Annotated in this window: 18 protein-coding genes; 2 read left to right on the forward strand and 16 right to left on the reverse strand. The window is 51.6% G+C overall.

Annotated elements, in window-relative coordinates:
* Window positions 1–213 precede the first annotated feature (213 nt).
* Window positions 214–1,572: an amino acid carrier protein gene (locus tag PUQ60_RS02760; RefSeq protein ID WP_273380132.1), complete on the reverse strand. Its 1,359-nt coding sequence runs from the start codon at window positions 1,570–1,572 to the stop codon at window positions 214–216.
* A gap of 241 nt (window positions 1,573–1,813) precedes the next feature.
* On the opposite strand from PUQ60_RS02760, the gene PUQ60_RS02765 reads away from it, so the two are divergent.
* On the forward strand, window positions 1,814–2,791 hold the full coding sequence (locus PUQ60_RS02765) for a zinc dependent phospholipase C family protein (protein WP_273380134.1): 978 nt from the start codon (window positions 1,814–1,816) through the stop codon (window positions 2,789–2,791).
* A gap of 134 nt (window positions 2,792–2,925) precedes the next feature.
* Here PUQ60_RS02765 and PUQ60_RS02770 read toward each other — a convergent pair whose 3' ends face one another.
* The 15 genes from PUQ60_RS02770 to PUQ60_RS02840 all read right to left on the reverse strand — a co-directional run bounded on the left by PUQ60_RS02770 (window position 2,926) and on the right by PUQ60_RS02840 (window position 21,379).
* On the reverse strand, window positions 2,926–3,519 hold the full coding sequence (locus PUQ60_RS02770) for a hypothetical protein (protein WP_273380135.1): 594 nt from the start codon (window positions 3,517–3,519) through the stop codon (window positions 2,926–2,928).
* Between the two features lie 188 nt (window positions 3,520–3,707).
* Entirely contained in the window at window positions 3,708–5,453 is a 1,746-nt protein-coding gene (locus tag PUQ60_RS02775) for a D-alanyl-D-alanine carboxypeptidase family protein (RefSeq protein ID WP_273380137.1), read from the reverse strand.
* A 14-nt stretch (window positions 5,454–5,467) separates the two neighbouring features.
* Window positions 5,468–6,424 (reverse strand): glycosyltransferase family 2 protein, encoded by a 957-nt coding sequence (locus PUQ60_RS02780; RefSeq protein ID WP_273380162.1) that lies wholly within the window; start codon window positions 6,422–6,424, stop codon window positions 5,468–5,470.
* A gap of 110 nt (window positions 6,425–6,534) precedes the next feature.
* Window positions 6,535–7,428: a LicD family protein gene (locus PUQ60_RS02785; RefSeq protein WP_273380139.1), complete on the reverse strand. Its 894-nt coding sequence runs from the start codon at window positions 7,426–7,428 to the stop codon at window positions 6,535–6,537.
* A gap of 121 nt (window positions 7,429–7,549) precedes the next feature.
* Window positions 7,550–8,905, reverse strand: coding sequence for a lipopolysaccharide biosynthesis protein RfbH (rfbH, locus tag PUQ60_RS02790; protein ID WP_273380141.1), 1,356 nt, complete (start codon window positions 8,903–8,905; stop codon window positions 7,550–7,552).
* A gap of 94 nt (window positions 8,906–8,999) precedes the next feature.
* Complete coding sequence (gene rfbG / locus PUQ60_RS02795; RefSeq protein ID WP_273380143.1) at window positions 9,000–10,064, reverse strand: CDP-glucose 4,6-dehydratase; 1,065 nt, start codon at window positions 10,062–10,064, stop codon at window positions 9,000–9,002.
* A 123-nt stretch (window positions 10,065–10,187) separates the two neighbouring features.
* Window positions 10,188–10,961: a glucose-1-phosphate cytidylyltransferase gene (gene rfbF, locus PUQ60_RS02800; protein ID WP_022360069.1), complete on the reverse strand. Its 774-nt coding sequence runs from the start codon at window positions 10,959–10,961 to the stop codon at window positions 10,188–10,190.
* Window positions 10,962–10,987: 26 nt separating this feature from the next.
* Window positions 10,988–12,451 carry a hypothetical protein gene (locus PUQ60_RS02805; RefSeq protein ID WP_273380146.1) on the reverse strand — a complete coding sequence of 488 codons (1,464 nt, stop codon included), beginning with the start codon at window positions 12,449–12,451 and terminating at the stop codon, window positions 10,988–10,990.
* Window positions 12,448–13,383 (reverse strand): glycosyltransferase family 2 protein, encoded by a 936-nt coding sequence (locus tag PUQ60_RS02810; protein ID WP_022360066.1) that lies wholly within the window; start codon window positions 13,381–13,383, stop codon window positions 12,448–12,450. Before PUQ60_RS02810 ends, PUQ60_RS02805 begins: the two co-directional genes overlap by 4 nt.
* Before the next feature lie 16 nt (window positions 13,384–13,399).
* Window positions 13,400–15,589, reverse strand: a complete 2,190-nt coding sequence (locus PUQ60_RS02815; protein WP_273380149.1) for a hypothetical protein — start codon at window positions 15,587–15,589, stop codon at window positions 13,400–13,402.
* A 78-nt stretch (window positions 15,590–15,667) separates the two neighbouring features.
* Window positions 15,668–16,303 (reverse strand): SIS domain-containing protein, encoded by a 636-nt coding sequence (locus PUQ60_RS02820; RefSeq protein WP_273380151.1) that lies wholly within the window; start codon window positions 16,301–16,303, stop codon window positions 15,668–15,670.
* Window positions 16,304–16,337: 34 nt separating this feature from the next.
* A complete protein-coding gene (locus PUQ60_RS02825) occupies window positions 16,338–18,938 on the reverse strand; it encodes a potassium transporter KefB (RefSeq protein WP_273380153.1) in 2,601 nt (866 codons plus the stop codon).
* Window positions 18,939–18,997: 59 nt separating this feature from the next.
* The gene (locus PUQ60_RS02830) at window positions 18,998–19,615 is read right to left on the reverse strand and encodes an HAD family hydrolase (protein ID WP_022360062.1); all 618 of its coding nucleotides are present in this window, start codon (window positions 19,613–19,615) and stop codon (window positions 18,998–19,000) included.
* On the reverse strand, window positions 19,608–20,678 hold the full coding sequence (locus PUQ60_RS02835; RefSeq protein WP_118469188.1) for a GHMP kinase: 1,071 nt from the start codon (window positions 20,676–20,678) through the stop codon (window positions 19,608–19,610). The genes PUQ60_RS02830 and PUQ60_RS02835 overlap by 8 nt, the downstream gene beginning before the upstream one ends.
* Window positions 20,672–21,379: a nucleotidyltransferase family protein gene (locus PUQ60_RS02840; protein WP_273380157.1), complete on the reverse strand. Its 708-nt coding sequence runs from the start codon at window positions 21,377–21,379 to the stop codon at window positions 20,672–20,674. Before PUQ60_RS02840 ends, PUQ60_RS02835 begins: the two co-directional genes overlap by 7 nt.
* A gap of 330 nt (window positions 21,380–21,709) precedes the next feature.
* Between PUQ60_RS02840 and PUQ60_RS02845 the strand changes: the two genes are divergently transcribed.
* Window positions 21,710–23,053, forward strand: coding sequence for an MATE family efflux transporter (locus PUQ60_RS02845; protein WP_022360058.1), 1,344 nt, complete (start codon window positions 21,710–21,712; stop codon window positions 23,051–23,053).
* The last annotated feature ends 108 nt before the right edge of the window (window positions 23,054–23,161 follow it).

Consider the following 23,161-nt stretch of genomic DNA (forward strand, 5'->3'; position numbering starts at 1 on the left):
ATTTCGTTCACACTTCATTAAAAAACCTTTTACACAATTAACATGGTTTCTTCACGATTTTTCCCTATACTATAACCATAGCAACAAGCAATGCTTACAAATTTTTTTCATAATACCGAGCTGAGTTTATATCAGCTCTCCTCCCTTTTTCAATACCAAAAGACCTCTCACTGCTGGAGAGGTCTTTTGTTGTATCTGAATTTTTCAACTCTCTCACCGTTCCGGTCTTCGTACCTTCCTGCCAAGCAGCACCAGCGCTGCAAGGTTTGGCACCGCCATCAGCCCATTGAAAATATCAGATACCGCCCAGACGGCTTCCATCCGGCTGACGCAGCCGAGAAAGACCGAGGCAAGATAGCCTCCGTGATACAAAATACATATTTTGTCGGCACGCTTCTGTGGGACATCCCGCATCAGCCATCCAAGTGCCTGATCGCCGATGTAAAACCAGGCAAGGATCGTGGCAAAGGCAAACAGCACCATGCACGCCGCCGTCACTATGCCGCCTGCATTTCCAAAACGGGCTGCCAGAGCCGCCGCCACCGCGCCGCTGCCGCCCAGGGAATCGATCTTCCCGGTCAGATTGTGCGGAAATACACAGAGCAGTAAAAAAGCGGTCAGGCTGCACCCTATGATCGTATCGAAAAACACCTCGAAAATCGCCCACATTCCCTGTTTCTGCGCTTCCTGCCTCTGTCTTAGCCTCCCCTTTCCCTCACTCATCCCATGCAGCACCGCCAGACTCCCCAGGCCCGCCTCATTGGAAAACACACCGCGCGATACCCCGCTCCGGATCGCCGCTGCCATTCCGTACCCGGTCATCCCGCCCGAAATTCCTGAAAAATTCAAAATACTGCTTCCATCCGTCTGTCCTGCATTATCTGCCAGTCCAAATGCCCCGCCCACAATTTTCCCCAATACTTCCGGTATCTGATCGTAAAAGCTGAACACGGCGATTCCACCTGCCAGCAGATACAGCCCCGCCGATACCGGTACCAGCACCGAAGCCGTCCATCCGATGCGTTTTGCCCCGCCAAAGAGCACCACGGCAGTCAAAACTGCCAGTATGATACCGGTTCCAAGCGGCGGCAGGGACGCTGCATAGCGCAGGCTATCCGCCAGAGCCCCCGCCTGTACCATACATCCCATTCCAAGCGACGCCAGCACGCAAAACAGGGCATAGCATTTTCCAGCGAAACAGCTTCCAACCCCATTTTCCAGATAGACATAAGGTCCGCCCCCATACAAAATTCCCAGATAAACCTCCGTATATGCCAGCGCCATCCCCAGAAATGCCGCCGCCCACATCCAGAACACAGCACCCGGACCACCGATCGCCAACGCGGCTGCCACGCCCGTGATATTTCCCGTTCCGACCGTCGCCGCCAGCGCGGTGCAGGTCGTCAAAAGCTGTCCTTTCCCGCCGCTCCCAACCGTCTCTCCCCACCAGACTCTGATATGACGGATCGGAAATCCCCGCAGACGCACCATGCAGAGGACTCCAACCGCCAGAAACAGTCCCAGAAGCCACGGTCCCCACACCATTTTCTGTACGATTCTGAGCGCTTCCATCCGAGCACCTTTCTATATCTATTTTCACTCTATCAAACCAATCTTATGATTTACTATGATATTTCATTCTCCAAGCCGTGATATTGCCTTCCGAGAACTCTCTTTCCATCCACCTTTTCTTACACTTTCTGCAAACATCCGCAAACCCCATGACAAACCAGACCGGCAGTGCTACAATAAGCATATCGGACAGGCGGACAAATTTCCAAATCTCTGTCCTTCTGGAAAGGATGAAAACAATATGCCAGGTTTTACCACGCACTATATATTCGGCATGAAAGCATACAACGATATGCCGTTCACACCCTTAAAACACACGATCGCCAAATACCGCTGGCTCTACCAGCTCGGTCTGCAGGGACCGGATATGTTTTTCTATAATATCCCGATCCTGCGCCACCGCGATTACCGCAACGTCGGTTCCTATATGCACGAACACAAGGTAAACGCCTTTTTTGAGTGCTGTCTGCGCCGTATTGGAACCATCCGCTCGCGCCAGCAGCAAGAGGAAGCCATCTCCTATCTGGCCGGATTTATAAACCATTACATTGCCGATTCGATCTGTCATCCTTACGTGTACGGGCGCATCGGCTATCCGGTGGATGCCCCGACCTCCATGCATCACGGAATGCACGCACATCTGGAAAATGAGCTCGACGCGATCCTGCTCTGGAAATATAAAAAAAAGAAGCCGTCCGAATTTAACCAGACCGCCACGATCTGTCTAAATGGACAGGAAATCCAGTTTATTTCCCATTTCCTGGCTTCCTGCATCAACGAAACCTATTATCCGATCACCTACCGCAACAACTTCCAGGTTACTCCGGCGATGGTGCACCGCTCCATCTGGGCGCTGCGCTTCGGCTGCCGGACACTCTCGGACAAGAACGGCAAGAAAAAATTCGGCATTGCACAGGTCGAATCCATCTTCGTCAACCACCCAGTTGCTTCCGCGAAAATGGTAACGGACTCCGTAACCGACTACCGGAGCAGCTGTAACCTAAACCACGAAGCATGGAGCAACCCGTGGGATCCGACCCGCGTCTCAACCGCCTCGTTTGTTGATCTCTTCCATGAAACATTGGACAAATGCAGCCGTGTCTATGCGCTTTTAAACAGCGCCGTCACAGACAACATGCCGTTAGATAAACAGGATTTATCGCCGCTTTTGGCTGAACTGGGGAATGAGTCTTATCACAGCGGACTACCCGTTGATTAAAAACACGTACTTCGGTTCCTGGTAAATAAAAGCTGTCATATGAGAAACACTCATCTGTTTCTCATATGACAGCTTTTGTGATCACTTTTCTCTATTATACACAGAAAATATCCCGTGTCTGTGCAGACAACCTCTTATTCTGCGCTCTCTGTCTCTTCCTCCGCCTCAGTCGTATCGTACTCGCCTGCTGCTTCTTTCTCTTTCACCTTGGAAATCAGCTCTTTGGTATCCGGAAGTTTGAAATCCGCGCCAGCCTCATAGGAACCGCTGATAAACCATGCGTCCTCGTTATCCTGGTCGCTCTCCGGAACGATGCTGTAGGACAGTGCATACTGTTTCCACAGTCCGCCGTAGGAATCTTCACCGGACATCTCAATCGAGAAGTCCTGGGTGTGGACAATGTCGTTGAATCCCTTGATTAGATCTTCCGCATAAGTTCCTATCTGATCATCCGGCAGATCATCCGCAACTACCCATATCAGCATGATCTGTTTCTTGTTCGGCTCCATATAGAAATGGAAATCGCGGCCGTACTCGTAGGTACTTGTATCCTTGAACATGTCTTCCGCGTCCGTGCTGACCTGTGTCCAGTCAATCTCAACATTTTCCTGTGTCTCAAAATTCGGATCTCCGACTACCGTCTCAGAAGTCGGTTTTACAATCGTACTCTCCGTGCATCCGCTGAGCAGCGCCATACACGCAACCATCATTATCAGAAGTTTTTTCATCGTGTTCTTCTATCCCTTCATTCACTCATTCACAGCCGGAACCAGTCCGAACCGCATGGATATTATATAATATCGCCTTTTGTTTTTGTAGTCATTTTAGAAAAATTCAAAAAATCTTCATACTTTCCAAAATCTCCCGTAAACAATCCATCCGGACCATTTTACCGCCATTTAGCGCATTCAGGTTGTCAATCCAGATCCTCAACCGTAAGCTCTGTGTCATCCTCCTGCACACCCTGCTGTGCTTTGGCATCCTCTGCCTCTTTCTGTGCAAGTTTTTCTTTCAGCGGCTTCTTTTCCGTGGAACCAGTTCTTGCTTTTCCACTCTCTGCCAGCCGGGACGCGGCTGCATCTGCCGCCGGAACCTGTCCTGAACCAGATCGCACATCCATGTCAGACTCCGCCTGCTCTGTGCTCTCATCTGCCTCCGCTGTGCCAGACGCCCAGTAGGACGCGCCCATCCGCTTTTCAAGCAGTTTTTCAAACTCTTCCTGCGAACAGCCGATCTCCTGCAGACGCTGTCTTCTCCGTTTTCTCCGGTCCTCCTGACGTCTCTTTTCTTCCTGCTGACGCCGGTAGAACAGCCATACAAGCGCCGCACACGCCGCTGCCAGAAGCACACTGACGACCACAATCAGCACCGTTCTCACCGATACTTTCGGAAGTTTCGGCAGGGTCAGGTGGAACGAAGATTTCGCCTGCTTCGATTTTCCGGACGCACCTGTATTGGATGCTGCCGAATCCGATGCCGTATTTCCGTCATCCGAAGCCGTCTCCCCGTTTGCTTCCGCTTCTGCCGCCGATGCGCTGATCAGATACACCTGTCCAATCTTGCGGTCATTGTATTTGTAAGAAAGCAGCGCCACCGCACCCTGCGGCGCATCCTCCGGCAGATCTGTTACCACCGTCTTCTCCGCATCCGCAAACGAAGCATCCTTCGGGAGCGTGATGACTGCCGACGTATCCATCGTTAAATCGGACGGCTGATAGCTATTGTCTCCGATCTGCACCGGCTGATCGCCGCTTGTGTATGCCGTCTCATTTTCCGAAATATTTACATTTTTAAACCGTAGAAAGCCGAAATCCAGCAATGCAATCGTATCCTGATAATGGGTTGCCTGCGTACTCTTCATCGTGACCGCGATCTGGCGTCTGTCATCCTTGATCGCATAGGTAACAAGCGTCTGCCCGGCAATCGATGTGTAACCGGTCTTTCCGGCTACCGCATATGGATAATAGTTCGGACTCTCTGTGTCAGTCGTGATAAGAAGCTTGTGCTCCGGCTGGATGGTCACACCGTCCGGATTGTTCTTCGTCGCCGGTAAGCGGTAGCTCTTATCCTTACTGATCGTTAAAAGCGTGTCATTTTTATACGCCGCCGATGCGATCAGCGCCATATCATACACCGAGGTGAGCTGTGTGTCGTCATTCAGACCGGACGGATTCGCAAAATGGCTGTTCTCACAGCCAAGCTCCGCCGTCTTCTCGTTCATCATCTTCACAAAACCGTCGCGGCTTCCGCCCACATGCTCCGCCAGCGCATTCGCCGCCTGGTTGGAAGAACGCATCAGCAGCAGGTAGAGACAATCGCGCACCGAAAGCGTGTCGCCCTCCTCGATGGAGTTCTTGTTTCCGCTGCCATCTTCCACGTTGTAAACAGCATCGTGGGAAAATGTGATCGTATCATCCAGACTGCTGTTCTCTATGACTACGAGCGCCGTCAATATTTTCGTGATACTTGCCGGCGCCTTCTGCACATGGATGTTCTGCCCGAATAAAACCGCCCCGGAGTCCGCATCCATGACAATGCCTGCCTCCGACTCGATCCCCGTATCCGAGGGCCAGTCCGGCTTTGCAAATGCCGTCATCGGCATTCCGGCAGCCATCAGTGCCGTGATCATCAAACTTATCAGTAAACGTCTTAATCTCTTCATACGATTCCTTCCTGTCAGCTTTCCTTTTCCGGAAATCCTTTTGTATCATGAACGATATAAATTGGACGATCCTTCAATTCTGTAAACAGGATCGCGATATACTCCCCGATAATTCCCACAATCACGAACAGCATCGCGAACATAAAGCATAAAAGCACTACGATCGTCGCGTAACCATTGGGCGTTCCTTTGACCGCCCACTCATAAATCGTTTCCAGCATCACGAGCAGCCCCAGAAAGCCCACGATAATTCCCGAGTAAATGCCGAGCTTTAGCGGCAGATCCGAAAAGCAGAGAATCGTATTGATCGAAAATTTAAATAATTTCCGGATGCTGTACTTGCTCTCGCCCGCCACCCTAGCTCTCGCCTCATACTCGATGGTCGTCCGGTTAAATCCGATATTCTGCACATAGCCGCGCAGGAAACGCACTTTTTCCCGGTAATTGGTCTTTAACACCTGCGCCGCATTGGCAGTCAGCGCAAAGAAATCGGATGCGTTATTTTCCAGCTTCACATCTGAAATCTTGTTCAAAAATTTATAAAAAGCAGAAGACGTCAGGTTTTTGATGAATCCAGCCGATTTATTTTTCGTCCGGACCATGTTGATAACCTCATAGCCCTCTTCAAATTTTTCGATTATCTGCGCCACACATTCCGGCGGATGCTGCAGATCGGCATCCATACACACGATGCCCTCCCCGCTGCTGTGGTCCAGCCCCGCAAGCATCGCCGCCTCATGGCCAAAGTTACGGGAAAAGTTGATCACACGTACCCGCGGATCCGCTGCTGCCAGTTCTGCCAGAATCTGACCCGAGGCGTCCGCACTTCCGTCGTTGACAAAAATCAGTTCGTAATTCCATGGCAGCGCCTCAAAAACCGGAATTGCCTCCCGATAGAACTCATGCAGCGCCTTTTCCTCGTTGTAAACAGAAATCACGATCGAGATCGTCTTTGGTTTCTGTCCGTTCATATTTTCCATCCTGTTCTGCATGGTTGACTGTCTGGTTTCATTTTTCTTCTTATCTTCCATGCTGTCTGTCCGTTTTTTCTTATCTTTCTTACTCATATTTCATCTTTCAATTAAGTATCCGGGTCATCCAAAATTTCGATCGCTATCGAAGAATGTGCCGGAACCCGTTTTTCCACCGGCGGCAGCGTCATATAGTCGCCGTAAATCCACTCCAGCACATGCTCATAGCCCACCGGCACCATCAGCTTTGTGTCCTCAAACGGCAGATCCACCGCGTGCTCGCACCATGCGCCCTCCAGCGTTACATAGAGATAATCCGGCTGGTAATTGCTGTAATACCAGTGTTTCGTCTTCTTTTTGCGATCCTTCGCCGCTGCAAGTCTCTGCAGCTTAAATAAAACCGGCATCGGGACAAGGTGTCCCACACCTGCCAGCACACCAACCCGCAGCTTATCCATCAGGCTGTATTTGCTGAAATCAATCTGATCACGGTATGCGATCGCCATTCCATAAATGACCTTCTGAAGAAATTTTGCGCTCCACGCGCCCACCTTACTATCCGGCAGGCGGTCAAGGACGAACAGATCCACCCAGAGATGGTTTAATTTTCCCTCATAAAACTGCATCTGCTCATTGTCCTCATGGACGCGGCTGTTGTCATAGATGACGCGCGTTGTAAAATCATAAAACACCTTGCCACCCCGGATCTCCTCCGGGCGCAGCAGGGACATTCCCTCCGGCAGCTCCCGCGGCGCCACCTTCAAAAACATCTCATAATTGGCACGTGTAAATGCCAGATCGACATCATCATCCCACGGGATAAATCCCTCATGACGCACCGCGCCCAAAAGTGTCCCGGAATCCAGCATATAGGAAATCTTGTATTTCCGGCAGATCCGGTCTATCTCCTTCAAAAGGCGCAGATTCGCCCGGTGAACCTTCTCAAGCCCCGGATACGGCGGCAGTTTGACCGCCCTGCGGCTCTCTGATTTTTCCTCATTCATGATGGTTGTCCCCTCATTTTCTCCTGTAACTGTTCATTCTCTGTCACAGCTGCTCATTTTTACAGGCATTTTCTTACAGGCAGAGTATCTCCCCACCTGTGAATTACCGCGGTCCCCGTCCCTACTGACGGCATGCCTCACGAAGTGTCTTTGCCATATAATCAATCATTTCATCTGTCATGCCTGGATAAACGCCGACCCAGAAGGTATCACGCATGATACGGTCGGTATTTTCCAGAGTTCCGGCTACGCGGTAGCCGCAGTTTTCTTTCCGCATCTCATCAAAGCACGGATGCTTGATCAGGTTTCCGGCAAAGAGCATACGCGTCTGCACGCCCTTTTCCTCAACATATTTGACTACCTTGTTCCGATCCACGCCCTCTTGGCAGGTCAGAAGGAAACCAAACCAGCTCGGATCGGAATGCTCACAGGCAACCGGCAGGATATATGCGTCCTCGGTTCCGGCAAGTCCCGCTTTCAGACGGGCGAAATTGTGTTTTCTGCGCTCCACGAAGGATGGAAACTTTTCAAGCTGCGCGCAGCCGATCGACGCCTGCAGGTCGGTCGCCTTTAAATTATATCCAAAATGGGAGTATACATATTTATGGTCGTAGCCAAGCGGCAGCTCACCATACTGGCGGTCAAATCGGTGACCGCAGAGATTATCGCAGCCGGACGGGCAGACACAGTCGCGTCCCCAGTCGCGGAAGGAACGGATAATCTTGTTTAAAAGCGGATTGTCCGTGTACACGGCGCCGCCCTCGCCCATCGTCATGTGGTGCGGCGGATAAAAGCTGGACGTTCCGATATCTCCGATCGTACCGGTAAAATGCCACTCGCCGTTCAGCTCATAGCGGCTTCCGAGGGCATCACAGTTGTCCTCCACCAGCCACAGGTTATGACGGTCACAGAATTCTTTTACCTTCTGTAAATCAAACGGATTTCCCAGTGTGTGGGCGATCATAACCGCTTTCGTCTTCTCTGAAAGCGCCGCCTCCAGCTTATCGGCGTCGATGTTGTATTGTGGAATCGTCACATCCACAAACACTGGAACTGCGCCATACTGGATCGCCGGGGTTACCGTCGTCGGGAAACCTGCCGCAACCGTGATAATCTCATCGCCGCGGCACACCCGACGCTCTCCCAGCAATGGGGAAGTCAGCGCCATAAATGCGATCAGGTTCGCGGAGGAACCGGAGTTTACAAGGGAACAGTATTCGACGCCCAGGTAGTTCGCAAGCCCCGCCTCAAACTGATCGGTGTAACGTCCGGAGGTCAGCCAGAACTCCAGCGCACTGTCTACCAGATTGACCATCTCATGGTTATCGTAAACACGGGACGCATACGGAATCCGCTGTCCCTCGGTAAATTCTTTTTTCTGATTATGATATTTATCACAATACTCTGCCACCAGATCGAGAATCTGCTGACGCGCAGCCTCTTTTCCGTCCGACAGGGTTACTTTTTCTTCTGACATGTTTTTCCTCCTGCTTTTGCTACCGTTCTCTGCCGCAGCCGTATCAGCTCTGCCTGCTGCCAGACACACCTTTCGTGCAGCCGCCTGCATCTATCTATGTTTCTTCAAACCGAGCCGCATACGCCCGGATCTGCTCATCCGTCACCTCGCGCATATCTGCTCCGGCAAGCCACTTCTTCGACCATTCCACCGTCGCAGCCATCGCCTCTTCTACATGGAAGTGCGGCTTCCAGCCAAATACCTTTTTCACTTTGGAACAATCCAGTTTCAGAAAATTCGCCTCATGCGGACCTCCGTCATAGCGGTTGATCCAATGCATCCCGCCGCCCCATGTTTCACAGAACAGATCCGCCAGACGTCCTGTATTGACGCAGTCACAGTCATCCGGTCCGACGTTGTAGCAGCCCGCCAGCTCCGCATTTTCCCACTGCGACTTTGCCACCGTCAGATACAAAAACAGCGGCTCTAACACATGCTGGAACGGGCGCGTCGAATGCGGATTCCGCACGATGATCGGCTCTTTCTTTTCCGCTGCACGCACGCAGTCCGGCACGATCCGGTCCGCCGCAAAATCACCGCCGCCGATCACATTGCCAGCACGACAGGTTGAGACGGCGCAGCGGCCGTCCGTGAAGAACGACTGCTTATAGCTGTGTGTCACCAGCTCCGAACAGGATTTGCTATTGGAATACGGATCATAGCCGTCCAGCGGGTCATTTTCGCGGTAACCGTACTCCCATTCCTTATTTTCATAAACCTTGTCCGTCGTCACATTGACGAGAGAGCGGACGGATTCACATTGTCTGGCGCATTCCAGCACATGAACCGTACCCATGACATTCGCCGCATACGTGCCGACCGGATCCCGGTACGACTCGCGCACGATCGGCTGCGCTGCCAGGTGGAGTACAATCTCCGGCTTCGTCTCATCAAACACCTGTTTTAAATGGGCAAAATCGCGCACATCCCCATCCACATGGTGAATCGTCTCCCCCAGATGCAGGATCTCAAACATCGACGGCTCGGTCGGCGCTTTCAGCGCGTAGCCGGTCACCTCCGCCCCCGCCAGATGGAGGATGCGGACCAGCCAGCTTCCCTTAAAGCCTGTGTCACCGGTCACAAGGACCCGTTTTCCTTTATAAAAATCAAGAAGTTCCATGGTTTTCCTCTTTTTAATTAATTTCGTGATTTCATCACTCCATTATCTTTGCTGAGTGCTCTTATTATATCATACTTTCTTACAGGATTTGTGTATATTCCTTGAATTTTCCCTTACAGTACATTATTTCCACAGCTTCCAGGGCGCATTGCCTTCCTGCCACATCTGTTCCAGCTGCATCTTGTCACGCTGGGTATCCATACATTTCCAGAAACCGTCGTGGCGGTATACCATCAGCTGTCCGTCCTTGGCAAGCTGCTCCAACGGCGCTTTCTCAAAGACGGTATCATCGCCCTCGATATAGTCAAAGACGCCCGGTTCGAGTACCATGAAGCCGCCGTTGACGATCTTGCCGTCATCATCGTTCTTCTCACGGAACTCGCGGATGTGTCCGTCGCTGTCAACATCCATGACACCGAAACGCTGTCCGATGTTGACGCCGGTCAGGGTCGCGATCTTGCCGTGCTGCTTGTGGAATGCCACCAGCGCGTCCAGATCCACGTTGGAAACGCCGTCGCCGTAGGTCAGCATGAACGTCTCATCCCCAATGTAATCGCGGATACGTTTGATACGACCGCCCGTCATCGTGTGCAGTCCGGTATCGACCAGCGTCACGCGCCACGGCTCGGAATAATTGTTATGCACCTGCATCTCGTTCTTCGCCAGATCGAAGGTCACATCCGACGTATGCAGGAAATAATCGGCAAAATACTCTTTTACTACATACTGTTTGTAGCCCAGACAGATCACAAAATCATTGAACCCGTACTGGGAATAGTGCTTCATGATATGCCAGAGAATCGGCTGTTCTCCGATCTCGATCATTGGCTTTGGTTTTAAATGGCTTTCCTCGCTGATTCGTGTGCCGAATCCACCCGCTAATATTACAACTTTCATTGCACTTCTCCTTTTGTCCATCGTTTTTATCGAAATATATTCAAATGGTTTTCTTCCAAAATTCTCATCGCATCCCGCACTGCATCCGGGTCGTTATGCAGGTAGGTTTCCAGATCCTCATCGCTCGCCGTCCGGTAATTCAGTCCCAGCTCCCTTGATACCTGTAAATATGCTTTCCGGTACGGCGCTGTCCGGATTTCTGCCCGGGTTGTCCATGCATTTCCAAAGACCGTCAGCACGGTAAATGCCAGCATACAGACCTTTAAAAGTGTGCGGGCTGCCCGTTTCTCCGGCACGCGTGTTTTCGCCTTATCTGCCTCTGTTTCCTGCGCCTTTTCCCGGCACATACTCCAGACGAGTGCAAACGTAAGCAGAATTCCTACAATTCCCATCTGATACTGTATCTCGTACCGCGAGGACATCCCGTACTCGTCCTTCAGGAAAATCCACCGCGCCGCCAGCACCAACAGATGGTTACAGCCGCCGCTGAGAACCAGCAGAAGCGGAAAAATTGTCTTTTTATAAAGCTGAAACCGCACATTCAGATACAGTGCCAGCAGATACGAAACAAACACTGCCAGCCCCAGCAGATACACCAGATGCAGCCGGACAAACCAGGGGCTTCCTGCCTCCAGCTCCTGAATCTGCGCCACGCCGATCACCGACGATGCCACCGCTTTCAACAGAAACCGCAGGAAAAAGAGCGGCTGGGCGGCAAATTCCTGAGCGATTGAAACATCCGTCACTGCTCCACGGTGCACGTAAACTGCCTGTGAATTGCTCCAAAGATATAATACCATCGCAAGAACCGTTGTCAATGCCCCGATGCACCAGGTTCTCCGGCACTTTCGGCTCCAGGAGCGGTTGCTTGTTTCAGCATCCCCGCGCCGATCCGCCAGCCACAGTGCGCCGTATGCCAGCACCAGAATCACCGCATAGCCGCCGCTGTACGGTCCTGCCACCAGCACGACCAGCAGGATCGGCAGAATTGCCAGAAGCACCCGGTCAGACATATTCCGGCACCGGGTCGCCGCTGCATGGTCGAGGACTGCAAAATGGAATAAAAATCCGGAGATCGACAGAGTGCAGACCCAGCCGGTCCCGTTCGTCATCATTTCCCATTTATTCAGGCTGAAATATACAAACTGAATCAACAGGAAGGAAAGATAGCCGACCGAGCGGTTCCGCTCTGCGTAGAGCGCCAGCACCGCCGCGCCAGCACCCAGGCTCAAAACACCCAGAATCATGTCAAAATACGTATTATAGCCAAATAGTTTCACATTGATGATGCGCCCCAGATACGTGATCGGAACGCGCGTCAGGATATCCGGTACAAAGAATTTCGCCGGATTTGTCACATCCGGCAGATACGAATTGACCAGCCGGATATAATCCGAATACGCCACATTGTCCGAGGCATGAAATATATACCAGATATAAAACAAAATCCCCAAAATAACCGGAAGCCCTAAAAATACACGGCGTTTCATCCGTTTCTCCTCTTTAAAATGCTCAGCTGGTTCAAGTAAAGTTCAAATAACTGACGGTGTTTCTTCGTAATAACCTCCAGAATCACACCACTGATCCACAACAGGAACGAAATCACATAGAGCCCGGAACACGCGATCAGAGTCGGGAACTTCGGCACCATGCCGGTTGCCAGATAGCCGCTGAGCACCGGCGCGAAAAATGCCGTTGCAATCGCAAAACAAATGAGTCCCAGCCATCCAAAGAACGCAAATGGCTTGTAATCCCGGAAGAGTCTCGCGATCGTGCGTAGCACCTTAAATCCATCCGAAAACGTATTTAACTTTGACACACTTCCCTCCGGGCGGTCACGGTATCCAACCGGGATCTCCACCAGCTTAAAGTTCTTGTCCAGCGCATGGATGCTCATCTCCGTCTCAATCTCAAATCCGGTCGAAAGAATCGGAAAGCTCTTGACAAATTCATAGTTAAATGCGCGCGCGCCTGTCATGATATCCTTGATATTGCTCTTGAAAATCAGGTTGATAAGCCCACGCACCAGACGATTTCCCGTATTGTGGAACGGACGCTTATTTTCGGTAAAATACGTCGAAGAAAGGCGGTCGCCGATGACCATATCCGCTTTTCCCTGTAAAATCTGGTCTGCCAGCTTTCTCGCATCCTCCGCCGGGTAGGTGTCATCGCCGTCCGTCATGACATAGCACTCCGCGTCAATGTCGCGGAACATGCTGCGGATGACATTTCCCTTGCCCTGCTGGTATTCATAGCGCACAACCGCGCCTGCCTCCCTGGCAATCTCATCCGTGTGATCCGATGAATTATTGTCATATACATAGATCGTTGCCTCCGGCAATGCCTCGCGGTAGTCCTTGACCACCTTGGCAATCGTCTGACCTTCATTATAACACGGAATTAATACCGCTATCTTGTCCATTTTTCTCCTCCCGTTTTCACTCTTCCACCGTTTTGGCGAACCATTCCGGATTGATCACAACAGCCCGTTTTGTCTCAGCTGTACTTACCAATTCCAATTTTATCTCTCTCTGAAGCCCTGTCAGATCAAGCTGTACTTCCATCGGTTCATATTCCTTCTGTCCCGCCTGGATCACAGCAGCCGTCCGGCTGTTTGTCCCATCCGAGGCGATGATTTCCACTTCAAATGGCTGCTTCAGCACCCAGTAGTCCGGATCACACAGAACCGCCCGGATAGTCGGATGATCGTCCCCGCTGGTATTCTCCCAGCGCCATTCTGGTACTTCTTTTTCCGGTTCCTGTGCATCCATGAAAATCTCCTGTGTGCGGTACCAGCAGTTTTCGCGTCCATGCGCCATCTCAAGCCCTGCCAGTGTAAAGGACTGGCTGCCCTGCAGGATTGTTTCCTGATACTCCATATCATGCACGTACCATCCCGCCTCATTCATCCATTCCAGATAGCTTTCCAACGTCTCAAGTCCCTGTGGGATCATGTCATAGACGCCCTCGCCTGCCTCCATCGCCGCCTCGATTTCATCGATATAGGCGTCTTTCTGCTCCGAAAGCTCATTGACGATCGAATACCGGTTCCAGACCGGCACATCTTCGCCTGCAAGACGCGCATAACTTCCCACATCCGACCAGGTCAGGAAAATGCGGTCAATTTTGGAACGTTCTTCCGGTGTAAACAGCTGATGATCGTGAAATACGTAAGGCAGGTTGCTGCGGATACTCTCACGGCTCACCGCCCGCATCGCCCATTCCCTGCCGTTCCAGACACAGGTGTAAGCATCGTAAGCGCGCCCGGCGTAAACAACTATAAACATAATTGCAAATACAACGCCGCCTGTCAGCCTGGGAGAAATGGAAGCCATTCCCTGCAGCACCAGGCACCCGCAAAGCATTCCGACAAATAAGATTCCGCCCATAAAATAGCGGCTGTGTCCCGTCGTTGCCGCCCAGAGAATAAAGGATGCGGCATACAGCAGAAATAGGGTTCCCGTCCTGCTTCTGACCCGCTTCCAAATCCAGCAGAGCCCGGCTCCCGCCGCTCCCAGATACATCAGCGCCAGATCCAGGTTGTATTTCGCCGGGATCTCACTCAGGCGGTAATCCGGATGCCGAATCATCGAATATGCCCACAAAAGAAACTCTTTTATATTGCTGGGTCCCCATCTCGGGTCCTTAAAGTCCGTATCCCCAAAATACGGCGAATGAAACAGGCTGTTATAATAAGGATAAACTGGATTTTTCATCGCTATCCCATTGTAAATCAGGTACACGCTGACGGGAATCACCCCCGTCACCAGACACCCCAGAAACAGCTTCGGTGTCAGATACTTCCGGATTTTCCACAGATACAGAAGCACCAGCGGCACCAGATACACGATATTCGTCATCTTGAGGCAGAACAGGATTCCACCAAACAGGCAGAATAAAACCGCCTCGTGCTCCCGCTTCGCCTCATCCAGCCCGCGCAGAAGCAGAAATACCATTTCCAGCAGAAACGGCAGCGCCAGAAGCTCGACCATGTAGCTGCCGCTCTCCTGAATCAACTCCAGGCGGCTGACAATCAGAAATGCCAGTACCGGCGCAAGATGCTTCGACCAGCTGCATTTTCTTTCCAGCCGGTCTGCCTCCATGCTCAGGAACACCGTTACCTGCCGATAAATCACAAGCATCGCCAGTGCGTTTAACATTGTCCCCATCCGAAGCCCAAAAAGCGCCCTGAATGGATAAAACATCCGGTCGCCCAGCCGGAAACCGAACATCTGGAACCGTCCCGGTATCACATGATAATGAAGGTTGTCTACAAATCCGGGAATCTGCGACAGCAGGTGATAGTTCTGCGTATCATAGCTCTGATCCGGTGCAAATCCCTTGACCGAAAAGAACGCCAGGATGAACAAGCTTCCCGCTATAAAAAGCGGACTAACTCCCGCATGGTCCCATTCAAATCTTCCGATTACCGCCATGACAGCGCCACCTAAAACGAGCGCTGCCGCCCGCGACAAAACCGTTCCCTGTGGTACATGTAAAAGCCATGCCAGAAGATCCAGCACTTCCAGCCACCAGATAAAAAGCGTATAGGCAAGCAGCACTGCAAAGCTGCGGGTAGTGACTCTCCATTTCGCCGTTTTGTCTGCCGGCCTGTTTCCAAATAACATACTTTTCCCTTGTAATCATCCAGTTTTCTTCATGAACCTGCTGAATCATTACTTCCTTTCCATGAAACAAAATATATCCTAAAAGAAATATTCTTCCAGCATCAGGCACAGTGCATGGTACACCGGAAGATGCAACTCCTGAATCTTAAATGTCTCCTGCTCCGGCACGACAATCGCAGTGTCGCTGTACCCACGGATCCGCCCGCCGTCGCGTCCCAGAAGCCCGATAACCTTAAGCCCCTTTGCCTTTGCCGTCACGGCTGCATACAGGACATTTTTTGAATTGCCCGAGGTTGAGATTCCGAGGAACACATCCCCCTCTTTTCCATATCCAAGCACCTGTTCCGCATAAGTCATGCTGCCGTCCACATCATTCATAAATGCGGTGGTCAGTCCTGCATGACCAGTCAGCGCGATCGCCGGAAGTCCCTGCTGCAGCTTTTCGGAAAGTTCCACTCCCATCTGCGGATCCACCGTTTTCAGTGCCTTTTCTATCTCTTCCGAAACTGGGCGTTTCTTCACAAACCCCTTCATCAGCTCGCCCACGATGTGCTCCGAATCCGCACAGCTTCCGCCATTTCCGGCAATCAGAAGTTTTCCGCCGCGCTCATAGCACTCTTTCAGCGTCTCATACGCAGTGCGAATATCCGCTTTCACCGGTGCAAGAACCGGATAGCGGCTGATCAGCTCGTCTAGGTACTCGTATTCCTTCATGATTTCTATTTCCTCCTGTCAGGTTTTTCGATGTCTATTGAGCTTCTGCATCATAAAATAAATACTCCTGCTCAAACATTTCCAGATTGTTCTGCGCTTCTTCCTCCGGCACCGCTGTGTCGGATACCCGCGCAAGCATATTTCCATTTTCAAAAAACAGATCGGTCAGGCTGCCTCTGCGGATCAGCTCCCGCAGAAGATCCAGACTCCACTCCCAGCTTCCCGGTCCCAGATAGCCTGCTTCCGCGTAGACATAATCTGTCTTCGCATACGCTATATAGGTTTCAAACGCCTCCGGCGAGTTGACGAGTTCGACGTTGCCCCACGGCGATGTAATATCCTTATACGACTCCACATTGCACGGGAACTGCAAACAGTACGGATGCGTTCCAAATGCGATCACCCGGTTTTCCGGATCCTGCGAGACTTCCTGCCAGATCAGCGTGTTTCCCTTTTCCTCCATCCGCGCCTGTTCCTGCGCCCGGTGGTTGACACGCCCTTTATTCAGAAGATGAATCTCCGAAAATCCAGCCGTCCACGCCCAGCTGCTGATCGCCGTGACAATCAGATTTAATACCAGCAACGGCGCCAGGCACTTCGACGCAAGCGGATAAAAGCCGATTTTCTTAAAATACACCATCGCCCGGCATGCCCCCAGAATCAGCATAGAATACAGAAGCATGAAATAATTTCCGTCGATCTGGTAAAGCATCGACAGGCTGATCAGGCTGACGAGCACAAATGGGAAGAAAATTACCAATGCCGCGTTCCAGATATGGGACTGCTCATCTCCCTTTTTGGAGAAAATCCCATAAAGCACCAGCATCACAATCAGCACCGCCATCAGCGAGGTTCCCCACGCCAGAATTACATGCCCCATATCTTCACCCTGCGGCTGCATCAGCATCTGCCAGATGCGCCGCGCCAGCACATGAAGCGTTGATTCCTCCTGATAATTCTGCGGCAGCTCCGAGGTAGCAAATGGGTATTTCATTTTAAAACCAAACAATGCAAAAATCGAAGTAAACACCGAAGTGACCGGCATTCCCGTGATCTTCATCGTCCGCGCCCAGATACCGGCCAATGCCCCAAACGGCAGGCATAAGGAGCCAATCAGGCGGACCATATGGTGAAACAGGTCAGCCGCCGCCCCGCGCTCATGAAACCAGAACCACAGAAGGTACAGCCCCATCATGCCAAATACGGCAGTGGAAAAGACCAGGGAGGTCGGCTTCATCGTGAGGGACAGGAAATAGGAACCGGCTACCCCGGAGAGGAATATCCAATGATTTTCATACACATGAATATACTGAAAGAAACATCCCAGCATAATAAGCTGCAGCAGCCACGTAATCAAATCCGCCTTGGCTGTGAGCGCCATATTCATGATGCCCGGCACCGAAACCGTCAAAACAGCTGCCATAATTCCCGGCAAGACGCTGTGATACGTTAGTTTCTTCTCTGTTCCCGCCTCCCGGCTCTCTGTCTCCTGCTTTCGATTGCCCGTCAGCAGCACCGCATTCCAGACCATCGCCCCGATTCCCAGAACTGCCAGCCAGAGGTTAAAGAACGTCAGGTAGCTGTGACTCGCCAGATCGCAGAGCGGCAGAGTCAGCACCTCAAAGCCCTTCGAATACACATAGACCATGCCGACCAGCCCCGGATTCTCATACAGCCCGGTTCCGCCTGCCACAATGTACTGGGAACGCACACCATACCAGAGTGTATCAAAGTCGAGTGCGATATTCAGGCGTCCCACCTGAATCAGGAACATCAGGGCACACCAGCCAGCCGCCAGCGTCCATGCCCGGCGCACCCGGCGCGGTATTTCCCGCGATGCCCCGCTGCCAGCCGGTTTGTTACTGTTCACGCATACGTGCCCAGTAACGGAATTTGCCGTGGCTTCGCATTTTAATACGGCAAATTCCTGCTGCCACCACGTTTTCTTACGGCACTTTCGGTTCCAAAAGTGCCTACCTGTGAACAGTAACGCCTGTTTCCCTGCCTCAATCACATGAACCGACACCTTGTCCCTGCCATCCAGCATCCAGGAAAGCGTCTGCCATCCCAGGATGCACTGGCAGGAAATCGAGGAAAAATCAAAGCCCAGCGCCGCCACACCCAGAGCATAGACGCTCAGGCGCATCCAGGCGATTTTTCCAACGCCAAGGGCAGAAAGGAGGCAATACACAACGATTGCAAAGGAGGCGCCAAAAAGGAAGTCCATATAAAAAGAAAAATAAGGTCGCTCCCAGACCGTTCCCCTGAAAAACACCCGTTTTCTCAAAAACCGCCCGATCGCCAACAGGCTAATCAGATACATCGCCGACACCACCATCGGCAGAAATACCACATGAATCCAGGAAAACACCAGCACAACCGCCGTCAGCCAGTACATCCGGCTGCGTCCGCGCTTCAAAAGCGCCAGCCCCCCAAAGATCAAGACTGCCAGAATCGCAATCTCCACATACATCCGTTTCGATTCCGTGAAATGAATGTAATCCGCAAAAAAACCATTTCCCGTAAACAGCGTTTTCGCCGGAATCAGAACCGCCGCCACACAGAACAGCACCAGAAAAAGACCAGCCTTGCGCACGGCTGCGTCTGGTCGTCCGTTTTGTCTCTGATTCTGCATGTCGATGGTTCCTCTCTTTCTAGTTTATGTACTCCCGGAATCTTTTTGTGAGCCGCATTCTATATACGCCCGCCTAAAATTCCGCGCACCGCATCCAGCAGCGTCTCTGCATACGCGTCATAACCGCCCGCCGGGCAGCTTCCGTCCTCTTTTATAAGTCCAGCCGCCCTATCTTCCGCGTGTTCTTTTGCCCCATAGCCAGTTCCGACAAGGACTCCGGTCACGCCGAAGTTTTTTCCTGCCTGCGCGTCGATGCGCTTATCCCCGATCATATAGGAATGCACCTTATCAATGCCCTCCGGCAGATCGCGCTCTGCCATCTCAAACATTCCCGTCTCTGGCTTGCGGCAATGGCATTTTTTCTTATAAAGTCCAATCCCATGCTCCGGGTGGTGCGGGCAATAGTAGAACGCATCTACGTGTGCTCCGTCACGCTCCAGCACCTCATTCATATAATCATGAAGGATTTTTACATCCGCCTCGGTATAGTAGCCTCTCGCCACGCCCGCCTGGTTGGTAATGACGATCACCTTATATCCGGCCTCGTTCAGGAGACGGACCGCCTCTGCGGTACCGTCAATCAGCTTCAAATCTTCTTTTCGGTGAAGATAATTGACCTCCACGTTCATCGTGCCATCACGGTCGAGGAATACTACTTTACAGCTATTTTTACACATGGAATGTATACTCCTTATCCGGCATCTGCACCTGAATATCGCGGTAGTCCCAGCGGTCCTCATCGCAGATCCAGCTCTGAGCGCCGCGCAGTTCGAAATTCCAATCCATCAGCTGTCCGCCTGCCGCTTCCAGACGGCGCGCCACCTGATGTTTAACATTGTATGGGCAGTACACAAGAAGGAAGCCGCCGCCGCCAGCACCTAAAAGCTTTCCGCCGAGGGCGCCCGCTTTTTTCGCCTCGTCATAGAGCATATCAATCTGCGGATTTGTGATCTTGCTGCTCATCCGCTTCTTGCTCTCCCAGCCGTAATCCAGGAGGCGGCCAAAATTGTGGAGATTTCCCTTTAAAAGCTCGTCCTTCATCGCATAGGAAAGCGCCTTTACCTCGCACATCGCCTGAAATGCATCCGGTTTCTTATAGTTGCTTACCTGATCCTTGATAATATTCGCGGATACATGGATATTGCCCGTGTAGCATAACAACAGGTTATACTGCAGCTCATTGATAATATCGCGGCGGATGCGGAGCGGGTTTACCACGACGTTGTTGCGTCCGTGAAATTCGATAAAGTTAAAGCCGCCGAAGGTCGCCGCATACTGATCCTGATAACCGCCTGAAATCCCCAGATCGATCCGCTCCACGCCGTAAGCCAGATCCGCCATCGCATAATTATCCAGCGTAATTCCTTTCCAGCGCGCCATCGCGGTCAGAAGACTTACCATGACGGTCGAGGAGGTTCCAAGTCCCGAACCAGCCGGAGCATCACACTGTAAATAAACCTCGCATCCCTGCTTGATATCCATCGCCCGCAGCGCTGCCGTGACAAGATCCAGCCGTCCATCGCAGACGTAATTTTCCTTCGCATTGTACTTGACTGTCATATCAAAATCCAGGGAATGAACCGTGATCTGGTCATCATCCCTCGGAATGATCGAACAATATGCATATTTATTGATAGTACTTCCGATAATGGCACCGCCCTGTTCTACACAGAATGGTTCTACATCCGTACCGCCGCCGCCAAAGCTCACGCGCAGCGGCGCTCTTCCTCTGATTACCATGTAATGTCTCCTTTTCTTACGTCCTCCTGGAACCGGAAATAATCCTCCGGCACACCGATATCAATAAAATAGCCGTCATTTACGATGCCGCCGAGACGTCTTCCCTCCTGCATCCACCTGGGGATGCACTCATTTTCCAGCGAAACTTTTCCCTCCGGAATCTCGTCCAGCAGCGCCCGCTTCATCAGGTACACACCGCCGTTGATCGTGCCCGCCCCAGTATTGCCGTTTTTCTCATTAAAAGCGGTCAGCAGCCCGTCGGTCAGGCGCGCCGCCCCATAACGGGAAATATCCGGCACACCGCGCAGAACCAGCGCCATCTCCAGATTTTTTTCCTGCTGGATCCGGCTCAAATCACCGAAATCCATCTGATAAAATGTATCGCCATTCAGGACAAAAAACTGCTCGTCCGTCACATATTTCCCGGCATTCTTGATCGCGCCCGCCGTGCCGAGCAGCTCTTCCTCATACGCATACCGCGCCCGGATGCCAAACCGCGATCCGTCTCCAAAATATTCTTCCACCATGCCGCCCTTATAACCGACGGCAAAAATAATATCATCAATTCCGCTTTTTTTCAGCCCCTGAAGCACATACTCCAGAAACGGCTTACCTTCAACCAGCGCCATCGGTTTCGGACGATCGCTTACCACACTGCGAAGCCGCCTCCCCAGTCCGCCAGCCAGAATGATTGCCTGCATACTGTACTTCCTTTCTGTCTGTTGTTTCCAACTCAATTTTTACTGTTTTTATACTGAAAGATACAATTTTTACTTTTGTCAATCTGTCAACCGCTATTAAGTCCAGTTTAACTTATATATCTTACCACATTTCCCTGGTGATTTCCACTAGATAGGGCGGTTTTATGCTGCTCCAACTCCTGTTACTGTTCACACATGTGTGCCAAGTAACGGGAGCTTGTCGATGCTTCGCATTCCAAATCGGCATGATTCGACAGATTTTTTTATTTGGCAGACACTCTGTTCCGTGCTACAATCTTAGTTATAAATTGGGATTTGGAGGAAATGCATATGGCACGTGATATGACAAAAGGAAATATAACCGGACACCTGATTGCCTACGCGGTTCCGCTTGTTTTTGGAAATTTATTTCAGCAGCTCTACCATACGGTCGATTCGGTGGTTGTCGGACAATTTTACGGAAAAGAAGCATTGGCGGCGGTTGGCGCGGCGGGTCCGATCATGAATATCCTGACTTTTCTGATTGTGGGACTGTCACTCGGCGCATCGATTTTGATGGCAAGCTACTTTGGAGCAAAAGATTACCAGCATTTGAAAGATGAATTTGCGACCTCTGTACTCTCCGGACTGCTTTTGACCATCGTGCTCTCCGGAATCTCACTGGCCGGAAGCCGCCTGTTTATCCGCCTGACGCAGACGCCGGAAGAGATATCGGCGCAGGCATCCTTGTATTTGCAGATTATCTCGCTGGGTCTTATTTTTACCTTTTTTTACAATATTTTCTCCGCCGCCCTGCGCGCGATCGGAGATTCCAGAGCGCCGCTCTATGTCCTGATCCTGACGACCATTGTCAATGTATTTCTGGATGTATTCCTGGTTGGCATCTGCCGCCTCGGTGTTCCCGGTGCGGCAATCGCTACAATCATCTCGCAGGCAGTCTCTGCGCTCGCCCTCTTTGTCTATATCTGGTCGAAAGTGCCGCTCTTACGGCTCGGCATCCGGGATCTGAAACTGAAAACCTCGATGCTCAAAAAAACGATCGATTTCAGCTCCATTTCCGCCGTCCAGCAAACGATTCTCTACGTCGGCCGCCTGCTCGTCCAGTCCGGCGTCAATGCGCTCGGTGTCGATGCAGTTGCCGCTTTTAATGCCGTCTCCATCATCGACAGCTACGTGCTCGCCCCGGGCGACAGCCTCGCGGCATCTATCACGACATTCTCCGCACAGAACCTCGGCGCGAAAGAGTATGACCGGATTCCGAAAGGGCTTCGGAAAATGCTGGTGATTGCAGAAATTTATATTATTTTGACAGCGGTGGTCGTGCTGTTCTGCCGTCACCCGCTGCTCGGCATTTTCTTGAAGCCGAATGAAACGGAGGCGCTGCGTCAGGGCATGTCCTATCTGGTGCCGATGGCTAGTTTTTACTTCATCAGTGGTATCACCAATACCTTTCAGGGATATTACCGGGGAATCGGGCACCTGATGATCACCCTGTTCGCGACTCTGGTGCAGATTCCGATCCGCGTTGTGATCAGTTATGCGCTGTTTGGACGGCTGGGAATTCAGGCTGTAGCGATTGGTACGACGATTGGATGGGCTTGTATGGTGGTATTTGAGCTTTTGATGTATCGGAGGTATGGACGGGTGGAAGCGCTGCGGAAGAACGATCGGTAATATAGAATGCTCTACCCGGTAGTCCAGGAAAGAGGCTGCAGCATACCGGCGTAGCTGGCTCTTTCCTTCCTTGGATAACTTTAAATTATCCTTACGTAAGAAAACGAT

It is taken from the genome of Clostridium sp. AF02-29 (assembly GCF_934835585.1).
GTDB lineage: Bacteria > Bacillota > Clostridia > Lachnospirales > Lachnospiraceae > Otoolea > Otoolea fessa.